Source organism: Alteromonas sp. H02 (assembly GCF_059682525.1).
In genome coordinates, this window is the sequence record NZ_CM185021.1 from 629,989 (window position 1) to 642,929 (window position 12,941).

The 12,941-nt window shown below is 48.3% G+C and carries 7 protein-coding genes; 4 read left to right on the forward strand and 3 right to left on the reverse strand.

Going from position 1 to position 12,941, the window contains the following annotated elements; all coding sequences use genetic code 11:
• Positions 1–37 precede the first annotated feature (37 nt).
• On the forward strand, positions 38–2,029 hold the full coding sequence (locus AC566Q_RS02880; protein WP_499613450.1) for a hypothetical protein: 1,992 nt from the start codon (positions 38–40) through the stop codon (positions 2,027–2,029).
• A 110-nt stretch (positions 2,030–2,139) separates the two neighbouring features.
• Positions 2,140–2,838 (forward strand): tRNA-uridine aminocarboxypropyltransferase, encoded by a 699-nt coding sequence (locus AC566Q_RS02885; protein ID WP_105933746.1) that lies wholly within the window; start codon positions 2,140–2,142, stop codon positions 2,836–2,838.
• Between the two features lie 47 nt (positions 2,839–2,885).
• Here the strand turns inward: AC566Q_RS02885 and AC566Q_RS02890 are convergent, their stop codons facing one another.
• The 3 genes from AC566Q_RS02890 to AC566Q_RS02900 are packed head-to-tail and all read right to left on the reverse strand — an operon-like array spanning position 2,886 to position 7,874.
• Positions 2,886–4,421, reverse strand: a complete 1,536-nt coding sequence (locus AC566Q_RS02890; protein ID WP_499613453.1) for an alpha-N-arabinofuranosidase — start codon at positions 4,419–4,421, stop codon at positions 2,886–2,888.
• Positions 4,422–4,433: 12 nt separating this feature from the next.
• On the reverse strand, positions 4,434–5,390 hold the full coding sequence (locus tag AC566Q_RS02895) for a glycoside hydrolase family 43 protein (protein ID WP_499613455.1): 957 nt from the start codon (positions 5,388–5,390) through the stop codon (positions 4,434–4,436).
• 51 nt (positions 5,391–5,441) lie between these two features.
• On the reverse strand, positions 5,442–7,874 hold the full coding sequence (locus tag AC566Q_RS02900) for a family 43 glycosylhydrolase (RefSeq protein WP_499613458.1): 2,433 nt from the start codon (positions 7,872–7,874) through the stop codon (positions 5,442–5,444).
• Positions 7,875–8,350: 476 nt separating this feature from the next.
• Between AC566Q_RS02900 and AC566Q_RS02905 the strand changes: the two genes are divergently transcribed.
• Both AC566Q_RS02905 and AC566Q_RS02910 read left to right on the forward strand, forming a co-directional pair.
• Positions 8,351–11,110: a TonB-dependent receptor gene (locus tag AC566Q_RS02905; RefSeq protein ID WP_499613461.1), complete on the forward strand. Its 2,760-nt coding sequence runs from the start codon at positions 8,351–8,353 to the stop codon at positions 11,108–11,110.
• A 272-nt stretch (positions 11,111–11,382) separates the two neighbouring features.
• Positions 11,383–12,804, forward strand: coding sequence for an MFS transporter (locus AC566Q_RS02910; RefSeq protein WP_499613464.1), 1,422 nt, complete (start codon positions 11,383–11,385; stop codon positions 12,802–12,804).
• Positions 12,805–12,941 lie beyond the last annotated feature (137 nt).

Here is a 12,941-nt window from a genome sequence, read left to right on the forward strand (position 1 = left end):
AAAGACCGGGGCGCGCGTTGGAATATGGAAATAACACATGGCATTTACTGGCAAAGTCGAAGTGACGCCATCACAATTTGTCACAGGTAACGCAGATATGCGTTCAGAGGAAGAAGCCAAAAAGCTGCAAAAGCAAAAGTGGTTAGTGTTAAGCTTAACCTTTCTGGTGGTATTTGCTGCCGCGCTGGCGTGGATTTGGTCTCGGCCAGAAATTTATCAGAGTCAGGCCATCGTCCATTTTAGTTATGCTCAGCAGCATAACACCGAGCAAAGCACCGTACCGGTCGAGCAAATCACCCTCAACAACCAGCGCCTTAGCAGTAATCGTGTGTTTAATGATTTGAGCGCCCGCTTACTGGCCTACGATTCACTGTCTCTTTCCCCCGAGCAACTGGCTGGTATGCTGAGCACCGAAGCCAATACCAGCAGCCGTATAATCAGCCTGTATGCCAACGGAGAAGATAAAACCCTGTTAAAACCGGTTCTGGAGCAATGGTTAAATCTGTACCTTGAACAACTGTCGGCCGAAACCATCGCTAACACCGAAGAAACCATCAGTGTCGAACAGGAAAAACTCCTCGCGCTGGAAGAAAAGATTAATGCACAACGGGCTGTGGTACAGGCCTTTGGTGAAGAAAATAATATTGTTTCGCTGGAGCGTGATGAAAACCGCGTGCTGGCGAAAATTAAAAGCAAAGGTGCGGCCCTGGATGAGGCCGAATCTATGCAGGCTGAAGCCGAGGCAGAGCTGGCTACCGTACGCCAGAGTATTGCCAACGGCGAAATGGTCTTTCACCCTAATGATAAAGCACGCATGGATAGTCTCTATGCCGTGATTGCCGAAGTAGAATCTGAGCTGGCCGAACTGGCCGAAAATTTTACCCCCACTTACATGAACATGGACCCGGAAATCGTTGGCAAAAAGCGCAAGCTGGAGGAACTCAGGGGTAACTATGACAAGACGGTAGCCGAAAGTCAGCAGCGCTACCTGGAGGAGCTCAAACGAACGGTAACCTCTTCCCAGCAAAAGCAACAGCAGTTGGATAGCGAACTTAAACAACTGTCGCTTGATGCCCAGGCCTTCAATCAAAAGCTAGAAGAATATGCCCGTCTCGACGGTGCTCTGGAACAGTTACAATTACAATCGCAGACGCTGCGGGATCAACTGGTACAGGCAGAGGTGCAAAAACCTATGCAGCCTACCATCAATATTCTGGAGCAGCCCTTTGAACCGGACTTCCCCATAGCGCCACATTACTGGCGGGATTCTGCCATCGCGCTGGTGGTAGCAATTATTCTTGGTTTGCTGGCATTGCAGCTGTTCAGTTCGATTCATCGCCAGCAAACTCCTGCGCCGACCTTTACCAGCTATAACGTGGTGCCTAATCAGGGACTGACCCTGGAACAGCAAATGGCAGCCCATCAGGCGCTTGAAAAACAAAAGGTCTCTCAGTTAGGACACCAGCAGGCGCCAATGCAACTTGGTCATGAGGCGCCGGCGAGTAATGCCCGGTTACTGAGTGAAAAAGACTGTCTGGGGCTATACAAAGCCGCTAATCGTGACGGCAAACTGGTTATCGCGCTGTTGCTCAGCGGGGTAGCACCAGAGGAATTACCTGAAGTACGTTATCAGGACGTGCTGGTGGAAAAAGGCGCGCTTAAGATCCATGGTGATTTTGCCCGGACTCTTGACCTCTCCAATGAATGCGTAGGCCTATTGTGCGAGTCAGAAGGCGACCCTGAAGCTACCGTATTGAGCAGCCGTCTGGATGCCAGTCAGTTAGATCAGATGATCATAAACGTGGCACACGACGCCGGGCTGCCATACCCGGATCAGTTTTCAGTGGCAGCGTTAAGGCATACTTATCTGACATTCCTGGTCGCTCAGGGGGCACGCCTCAACGATATTGAACAGGCCGCGGGGTTTGTACCGCCGGCTGAGCTGGGCCTTTACCGGCAGGTAAACCGCAACGGTAATGTGGTAGATATCGACAGTCTGGAAACCCGCTACCCACTGGCTAACCCGTAAACCATGCTTACTGCTGGCAGCTGATGGTAAAATACCTACCAAGCAGTGCTGGCAGTGTCGGGCAGGGCTCATATACAATATGGCCCTGTTCGTTTTATTCCGGCAATGCTTTGCATAATTCCGTTTTAGCTCTGCGCCAGCGAGAGCTGGTTCATTCAACCCGCCCGTTTCTGGCCCGTGGGGGCAAGGTCGTTCGCTGTGACGACTGCTTGCTACCAACTGCCAATTGTATTTGTGAGTATGTGCCAGAGCCGCAGGCTAACAGTGCTTTTGTGTTCCTGATGTACAAAGGCGAATGCTACAAACCAACTAATACCGGGCGACTGATTGCCGATGTGGCAAAGGTGAATCACGCCTTTACCTGGCATCGCACCGAACCATCCCCGGAGTTTTTGGCGTTGCTAAACAACCCGGTCTATCAGCCGTTTATCATCTTTCCCCACGAATATGCTGAGCCTGAGCGACGCACTCACGCTGTAGCGGATAACGGTAAAGTGCCCTTGTTTATTATGCTTGATGGGACCTGGCGTGAGGCGCGAAAAATGTTTCGTAAAAGTGAGTACCTTCAGCACCTGCCAGTGTTGGGGATAAAGCCGCAAGTCAACTCTGAGTATAAATTACGCGAGGCCGCTCATGCTCATCAGTTATGTACCGCAGAAGTTGGCGTGGAAGTATTAAAACTGGCCGGGGAAGCGAGTGCAGCTCAAACGCTGGCGCATTACTTCAACGTTTTCCGCCACTTTTATGTGAAGGGTAAGCCCCATCTGACCGACCACTTAAGTGCCTGTGAACTGGGCCTGAGTGAATAAAAAAACGCGGCCACTTAGGACCGCGCTTTTATCCTCTGCGAAGCCGCTTATTTCAGCTCTGCAACAACAATCGACTTGGCTGGCAATACCAGTTCGTCGAGATCACTGCTGAATGACGCAGGTTTTACAACCTCCTTGGCGTCAAAGGTATTTTTGGCAGTAATGGCATCTGCAGTAAGGATCTGACCAACCAGAGAGGAATAATCACCGTTGTCAAAATCCAGTGCCACCTCGGCTTCATTGGCCGGATCTAAATTAACCAGGGCAATATACACCTTGCCATCCTGACCCTTAGCAATAGAGGCAGTGACCGCAGGTAACGACTGGTCACCCTGTTTATACTCGCCACCGTTGATGGTGAAAGGGATCGACGTGGCATCCTGAAACACCTTATACATGCCGTACACATGGTAGGTGGGCGTCAGTAGCATGTCGCCACCATCAGTGAGGATCATGGCCTGCAGCACGTTAACCATCTGCGCGATATTGGTCATGTGTACGCGTTCGGCATAATGGTGGAACAGGTTAAAGTTCACCGCGGTTAAGACCGCATCACGCAGGGTATTTTGCTGATACAGAAAGCCCGGCTCACGGCCTGGCTCGGGGTCGTACCAGGTGCCCCATTCATCCACATAAAAGCCCAGTTTGCCCTCAGGATCGTTGGCATCGAGTTTAGCGATATTGTCCTTGAGGTACTTATCCATGCGATAGGTACGTTCCATGGTTTTAAACCAGTCGGTTTCGGTAAACTCGGTGGCGTGACCTTTGTTCGACCAATCGCTGTTAGGCAGCGTGTAGAAATGGTAACTAATGCCATCCATGTTGCGTTCAATACTGGCGCTTAACACATCAGTCCATTCGGTATCTTCAGTATGACCGCCACTGGCCACCAGTTTTGGCTTTTTGCCCGGTGGGGTTTTGATAAAGGTGGCAAACTGGTTATACAGGTCAACGTAGTACGCCGGTGACATATGACCACCACAGCCCCAGCTTTCGTTACCAATACCAAAATAAGCGATGTCCCAGGGTTCCTCGCGTCCATTGGCCCGGCGTTGATTGGCCAGCGTGGAGTTTTTGTCTGAGGTCATGTATTCAACCCACTCAGCCATTTCACGCACGGTGCCGCTGCCCAGGTTACCATTGATGTAAGCATCCGCCCCGAGCAGTTCAACAAAGTCGAAAAATTCATGGGTGCCTACGGCATTATCTTCTTCTACACCACCCCAGTGAGTATTTACCTTAACCGGGCGTTCCGCCGGGTTGCCGATACCATCACGCCAGTGATATTCGTCGGCAAAACAACCGCCGGGCCAGCGCACCAGAGGTACCTGAATATCGCGCAGGGCGTTGAGCACGTCATTGCGGAAGCCTTTGGTATTGGGAATATCTGAGTCATGGCCAACCCAGATACCTTCGTAAATGCCCCGTCCAAGATGCTCGGCAAACTGGCCGTAGATATCCTTGTTAATGGTGGCGCCTTCTTTACTGAGGTCGGCAGTGATGCTCACATCATGCTGTTTGGAAACACAGCCAAATGATAGGCCAACCCCGAGCAGGCCACAGGCAACTAGTTTTAACTTCATCATTACTCCTTGTTATTTCTGCACGCCTTCAGTGGTCATAATGACCCGTTTCAGAGTGCCGTCTTGGTTGTAATATAAAGGTTCAATGGCCACTGAGCGACGGAAACGACCGCCGCTAGCCTGGCCGTCTTTAGGCGGCAATGCGCCGGTGTGATAAATGAAATAGCTCTTGCCCTGGTACTCAATGATGGACTGGTGATTGGTCTCTGAGTTACCGGCAACTTCGTTAAGGATACCCTTGTATTCCCATGGGCCATGAATGCTTTTACTCATGGCATAGCAGATCTTCTCCGGGAATTCACAGGCGTAGCTGAAGTAATAATTATCGCCTTTTTTATGCACCCATGAGGCTTCGGTATAATTGGGTACGTCGATGGTTTTTATCTCGCCATCAAGTTCCAGCATGTTGTCTTTGAGTTTGACGTACTTAGGCATCAGGTTGCCAAAGAACATGTAGGCATCGCCGTTTTCTTCAATAAAGATTGCCGGGTCGATATCGTCCCAGTCATTTGGCGTATGGGTTGTCATATCATCGGTAATGAGGGCTTTGCCGATAGCGTCTTTAAACGGGCCGGTAGGAGAGTCTGAAGTGGCCACACCGATTGCGAAACCGGGTTTGGTTTCATCGTGCCGTACTGTGGTGTAAAAATAAAATGTGCCGTCTTTTTCCACCATGTGGGAGGCCCAGGCAAAGCCGGGTACTGCCCACTCAAAGTCAACGCCTTTCATAATCGGCCCATGAGCTTTCCAGTTCACCATGTCGGTGGAGCTATAGGCCAGCCAGTCATGCATTTCAAAAAATTTGTCGTTATTAGGCGCTTCGTCATGGCCGGTGTACAGGTAAACGGTGTCGTTGTAAACCATGGCTGCCGGGTCGGCAGTGAATACGTCGGTAATGATAGGGTTATCAGCGTGAACAAATGCAGAAGCAACAATAAGGCTGACGGCGGATAATGATTTACGTAACATAAAAATTCCTTGCAGAAAAAAGAGGCGAGCAGGCCGCCCCGTAGCTAAGTATTATGGGTTAGAGAACAGCTCGAACACTTCATCACCAGTGAGAGTTTTATCGTAAACGCGCAGTTCGTCTACCTGTCCCTCAAAAAGTGCATCCTGTTCAAAATAATTAATACCAAACAGAAAGTTACCAGGATTACCGGTAAACAGGTCCGGGAAGTCAGTACCGGTAAATTTAGCTTGACCGTCAATGTACACAACTACATCACCGTTGTTCACACTAAAAACCAGATGCGACCAGGTATCCAGTGGGATCTTCTCGCTGGTGGTTCCGTCAAACCAACTGCCATTGTTGTTACTCCACAGCATGGTATTGTTATCCCAGCTTACTGGCACCAGGCTGAGCCAGCTATCATCGTCAGTACCGGCAAAAAAGGTCGGCGTAAACTGACTGTCTGCCGCCGGGTTGACCCATAGTGATACGGTGTACTGGTTGCCGGTTATTAACTGACCAGGAAATCTAATGCCGCTGGTGCCATCCAGTATCGCAGCACTACCATTAACGCCGTCTACATAGTCGATATTGGCACCAGAACCGGTGTATACCGAACCGGTACCTGAGGCGTCTTCAAATACATTATTGCTGTCAGACAGTGAATTGTCGAAAGCGTAATGAGCCAGTAAACCTGAACCTGAGTCGGCTCGGACCGTGATCTCAAATGTACTTGTTTCGGTGATTGTATCCAGTGAAACAGTCACAGTAAGGCTAACCGTTACGTCACCGTCAGCGGCTGTTGGCCGGGTGACCGTGCCGTCTGTAGCGATGTATTCAGGGTGCGATGAGCTCCAGTTTAATGTAGCACCCAATAACCCTTCTGTGGGCAGCGTAACACTGGATGTAACGACTTCTGTAAACTCAAAACTATCAATAATGGCCGTTACTGCCTGGTCATAATCAAAGACCGGCATTCTTGTTCCCCACAAGGCGTTACCGTTGTCAGAGACAAGCGTGAACGCAGGCACCAATAGTTCTTCCTGCTCATGCCATTGCCACAGGGTTTTGCCCGTGAAAGACGTAGATGAAGACTGTATTGTTAATGTGTTATTTTCGAGTGTGTAAGTACCTTCTATTGCACCTGTTACATTGCCCTCGTTGTCTATAGTCAGATATTCAGCTTCATTGACGGTACGATTAATGCTTTTACCGTGGTTTATGACCTGGTAAATCCCCAGAATATCTTCCTCATCGACAATATTTTCACCTTCTACCGGTGAGTAACGGTGTGGGGCAATTAGTGGCCAGCCATCGTCGCTAAATAACATCTCATGCACGCGTACTTCATGGAATTCACCAGAGTTAGGGAATCGGGTATGGAAAAAAGTCAGATAAGTGTCCAGTTCTTCGGCATAAATTGCAGAGCCGTGGCCCGGAGCCATGTAGCCATAATCAGTACCTGACAAGCCCAGTTCTGACGCAAATTCAAAGCCTCCGATAACCTTGTTGCCATAAGGAGCAATAGCTTCATATCCGCCAATAGCACTGATCATGCCTTGTCCAAGAGAGTCGACAAACGGGCCATCAGGCGCACGAGAGCGCGCCACTCGCATGTTATAACCACCGTTCTGGTCGAAACCGCCGTAAGACGTAAACAGATAATAATAGTCATGCTCGGCGTTATAGAGCATAAACGGCCCCTCAATGGAGGAGTAGTTACCGCCGGTTAACTTAGTACCATAGCTGGTTGGATCTAATGGCAGGCCTGTTTCTGGACTCAGCTCCATAATAAAAATACCGCCGGAATAAGAACCATACACCATCCATAAACGGCCTTCCTTGTCGAAGAATACATCCGGATCGATTGCATTTGGGTGAATATTACCGTTGTAAGTTTCACCATTAATGCCGGGGCCTTCACCATCACGTTGGCCGCTTCTCAGGATTAATTGGATGTTTTCATAGGGGCCTTCCACGCTGGACGATTTTGCCACACCAAGATATGAACGGGAAATACAGTTGCCTTCTGGCGCCTGCGCGCAATGGTTATAGTAAAAATAGAAATTACCGTCTTCAAGTTGAATGACATCTGCCGCCCAAGAGCCTGCATAGCCGTCGGTCCATGCAATACCTTCAGCCGCTTGTTCAGCGTAGGTGTCAAATAATGGATTTGCATCATTCACCAAATCCGCAACGCGGGTCCAGCGGGTTAAATCTGACGTTCTGGCTGAGGATAAATGAGAGCCGAAAACATAGTACTGATCGTCAGCTTTTACCACAGAAGGGTCGTGCACCCCGATATCAAAAAAAACGGGCGCTTCGCTGACAGTTGGATTGGGTGTAGGGCCTTCATCACTGCTCCCTCCACCCGTTGATGGGGGATTTGAGCCTCCACCTGAGTTATCTGGCTCAGCGGCTGGCGAACCACCAGAGCCGGAACCTCCGCCACAGCCAGCCAGCACCGACAATATAATCAAAGATAGAATTGATTTACGCAACATTCCAAGTCCTCATAATTTAATACTATTGTAATATAAAAATTCTACACAGAGAATATCACAGTTAAATCGGGTGTAAATAGTATGTTAAGGCTTTAAGGGTTTTGGATTTGCTAACATTATAAGTGTGCGCTTTTTAGCCAAACTATTCCTCTGACTAATAATAGTTATAAAATTATAAGTATTTGAATAATATTTATTTTTATTGTTTTTGTTGACCGGTGGTCATGCGCATTTGCCATGGTAAGTTAGGTGCTGAACACAACGTAAAGACATAGTTCTGATGCAATTATTGTTAAATTGTTAACATTATCACGTTGACAGCGCATATATCATACAATACTATTATTGTTAATAACATTAAGTTAACACATGCTCGACAACATAATTGGAAGCCAATGCATTTCAGCAATGGCGATTTCAGTACTGACATCTGTTATTTGATTAAGCGGATGATAATAAACTCGGAGAATACACATATGTTCAAGCGCTCGCACATTGCTTCAGCCATTGTAATGGCAATGTCATGGCAAGCTTCATACGCTCAGGACACCAATAGTCAGGAAGAAGATACTGTAGAAGTCATCGAAGTGTCTGGTGTAAGAAGCAGCCTTAACAAAGCTATTGCTATTAAACGTCAGGAAAAACAGATCGTTGATTCTATTGTTGCAGTTGATATTGGTAAGTTTCCAGACAACAACGTGGTAGAAGCCCTACAGCGTGTTACGGGGATTCAGGTCACTGACCGCGGTGCTGGTGAGGTTAATACGGTAACTATTCGCGGTTTATCCGATGTAACAACAACCGTTAACGGGCGTAACATTTTCACCTCAGCAGGTCGGGCAGTTGCACTTGCTGATATTCCGGCTGCATTGCTGGAAAGTGTCAACGTATACAAGACGCGGTCAGCATCACAAATTGGTAGTGGTATTGCCGGTCAAATTGATGTGAATACACAGCGTCCGTTTAACTTCGATGGCGCTGCGGTCGTGCTGGCTGGCCGGATGATAAATCAGAACCAGGCGGATAAAACTGATCCGCAGTTCAGCGCACTGGTCTCCAACCGCTGGGAGCTTGATGGTGGCGGCGAGTTTGGTGCATTATTAAACGTGGCTTACACCCGCACTAACTTCCGTGACCAATCCATTACGGCGGGTGCCATGGTACCCTTTATGACTGAAGATCCGGCAGATGGTTTTACGCCACTGCAACGAATCTTCCCGGATGCCTGCGCCGGTGGGTGTTGGGAACCCGGGCTTGAAGAAGGCCTCCCTTTCGCAGACGGTTCAACACTGGATATCAATGGCGTAGATACGCCTTACTATCTTGCCCGGGATGCGGTTTTTGGTTTTGACGGTAGAGGGAAGCGTGAGCGTCCAGCGGTCAATCTTTCATTACAATATGCGCCAAACAGTTCTTCGGAGTATACCTTTGAAGCGTTTTACAACGGCTTCCGTACTGAGAACTTTACCAGCCTGAACTTCTTTTTCGTTGATTGGTGGGGCAACGTAGACCCGAACGATCCGATTGAAACGATCCCTGGTACTAATATTATTCAGTCACGTTTTATCAATGATGCCTTTAACTTCAACTCTGCTGACTATGTAGAGTCCAGCACTGACAGCTACCTGTTTGCACTCGGTGGTAAATGGTACATCAATGATGATTTTACCCTTGAGTCAGAGATCTATTATCAGGATTCTGAGTTTGAGACCGATTTTCTTGCGTTACGAACTAATGCCGGTCAGGCGCGTCTGTTCCATAACATCAACCCAACTGGCAACGGGATCCCTGCCGTTGAGGTTATTGATGGCAGTGTAACCAACCCGGCGCAATATTCAGTTGCGGAAATGTACGACAACGGCGGTGCTTCCCAGGGCGATTCTCTGACGTTCACGGTTGACGGTGAGTATGTTTTATATGGTGATTTCTTCCAGTCTTTAGACTTCGGTTTGTTTTATGACAAGCGGACTGCTACTGAAGGAAGCCGGGAAATCAGTGGTAACGCTGGTGGCGCACCGATGACTGACTTTGATGAATCCTATTACCGTAGCAACAGTGGTTTCTTTGATGGCAAGGCCAATTACCCGGATTCATGGGTACTGATGGATGCTGCCAGAGCCTTTGATGAGCGCGAAGTATGGCGGGACCGTTACGGCTTCACTGGTAATCCATTGCTTGAAATGTTTTACAACTTTGATATCGAAGAAACAACAATATCACTATATGTCGAGTCGGACTTCGAGACTCAGCTAGCAGGTTACAAAGTCGATGGTCAATTGGGTTTACGATACGAAACCTCAGAAGCAGATATGACTTTCTTTGACCGTGCACTTGATCCAACATCAGCTGATCGTGACGATTCCGCACTGTTACCCAGTGCGATGGTTCGCTTCCACATTACCGACGATCTGATTGCTCGTTTCTCTTACACCGAAACCATTCGCCGTCCAGCGTTTGGACAGCTTAATTCGTATATTACTTACTTCCCTGACGTAACTAACATTGGTTATGGCACAGCGGCGAGTGGTAACCCTGATTTGGATCCGGTTGAGTCGGTGAATCTGGATTTCTCACTGGAGTATTACTTCGGGGAAGGAAATACTGTTTACGCAACGTACTTTAACCGTGATATCGAAGGCCTGGTTTACGACTCGGTACGTAATATTGTGGCCCAGGGTCCGCAGGATGATTCACCTTATCCGTATATCCTGAGTCAGCCTGATAATACGTCGAACGCAACGTTAAGTGGTTTGGAACTGGGTACGGTGTACTTCCCGGAAGGCCTGCCAGATGTGCTTGATGGTTTAGGTGTCCAGGCAAGTTACACGATGCTGGATTCAGATCAGGATATCCCTATCTTTGACCGTACTACGGGTGAGTTAGAGCGCTATATTTCACAACCAGTATTTGGTGTGTCCGACAGCTCTTACTCGGCAGTACTGATCTATGACAAAGGGCCGTTCGATATGCGTTTGTCGTATGTATGGCGTGAGAACTTCTTACGTAACTACGAAGCGCGTTCATTCGCTAACCCGTTACCTATCTGGTCGCAGCCTGAAAAATCACTGGATCTGCAGTTAACTTATGACGTTACTGACGAAGTTACACTGACCTTTGATGCAACCAACATTACTGAAGAAGTGTTCTCTCAATACTACCAGTATGAAGATACGCATAACTTCTCTAATGCCCTCTATAGCCGCACCTTTGCACTGGGTGTACGTTACAGAATGTAATGCTTATCAGTAGCTAAAATATTGAAAAAGCCCGATAATGACGTCGGGCTTTTTTTGTTAACAGGTTGCGCAGATAGAATGTTAACAAATTCCAATGCTTACAAATTCCCTTTCCTGAATATCACAATACGGCTTGTTTAAATTGTATGATGATAGTATATTTGCTGTTAACATTTGGTTTGCAAATGCAGCGAATCAGGGGCTAATAAATTGCTCTTAGTCTATTATTAACAGTCCGTGCTATAAGGGCTGCAAGTCGGAAGCGTGGTGGTATGGTTTCACAAAAATTAACCCGGTTAGAGAAGATAGGCTTCGGCGCCGGTGATATGGCGGTAAACGTCGTTATTTCTTCGATGATGTTAATCATCACATTTTTCTACACTGACGTGTTTGGCTTAAAACCCTCAGATATGGCATTGATGTTTTTACTGGTGCGTATTCTGGATGCGGTAAGCGATCCGCTAATGGGCATGGTAACTGACCGATATACCAGTCGTTGGGGGCGTTATCGCCCGTATTTCCTGTTTCTGTCGGTGCCCTTTGGTATCTCGGTATTTCTGACTTTCAGTACGCCCGATGTGGATTATAACGCCAAGCTGGTGTGGGCTTATTCAACCTATATTTTCGTTACCCTGATGTTTACTGCAGTAACGATCCCCTATATTTCCCTGATTGGCGTAATGACCTCCGATCCTAAAGAAAAGCTATCGGCAAACGGTTATCGCCTGTTCTTTGCTAAGGTCGCCGCCTTTCTGGTCACCATTATTGTGCCCTGGATGGCTGGCGCTGATTACTGGGAAGGCAATCTGGCGGCTGGCTATCAAACCGCCATGGGCTTAATGGCGGGTTTAGCCGTTGTAATGTTCCTGTTTTGTTTCTTTGCGACCACTGAGCGCCTTGAGCATGAAGTAGAAGAGAAACCCTTCTCAGAGCAACTATCGCTATTACTTAAAAATGATCAGTGGTTAATTTTGTGCGGTGTTTGTGTGCTTGGGACAACCGGGTACGTTGTGCGTGGCTCGGTAGCACTGTACTACGCCAAATACTACCTTGGAGGTGATGCCGGCTTACAGTCTATGTTCCTGTCTACCGGCGTGGGTGCCGCTATTCTGGCCATGGTTGCCTCAACCTGGATCACCAAACGCTATTGTAAAGTGAAGTTGTTCCGGTTCAGCCAGATGGCTGTTGGCGTGCTGAGCCTGCTTATGTATTTCGTGGTTGGTCCTAATGATGTGGCGCTGGCTTTCATTTTATTTTTCTTAATCAGCTTCGTGGTTGATTTACACGCGCCCATCTTCTGGTCAGCCATTGCTGAGGTGGTTGACTACGGCGAAAGCAAAACCGGTAAACGAGTGGCTGGTCTGGCTTTTGGCGGCATTTCATTTTGCCAGAAAGCCGGTATGGGTGTTGCCGGTGCGCTGGTGGGCTGGTTGCTGGCTTACTTCGAGTACGAAGCCTCTGCCCAGCAGAGTGAGTTTACGTTAATGGGGATCGTGCTCATGCTGACCATTATCCCGGGTGTGTTTCATTATCTGGTGGGCTGGTTAATGAACCGCTATAAGATCACCGATGACGAATACAAATCACTGTCGGCTGTAGTTCAGGCAAACCGCAAAGCGGCATTAGCCAATGGCGAAGCGCAGCTTAACAGCAATGATCAACACAATGCCGATATGGCATCTGGTGTCAAGTAACGTCGCAAGACATGCAACGATTACCCAAACGCTTACAGAAGCGACGCCGGGTCTGGCTGGTGCTTAATCAGCCCCCGGCGATCGCAGCCTCTTCAGTCAGGCGGAAAGGGATTAAACGATATAAAAATGGCGAAGCG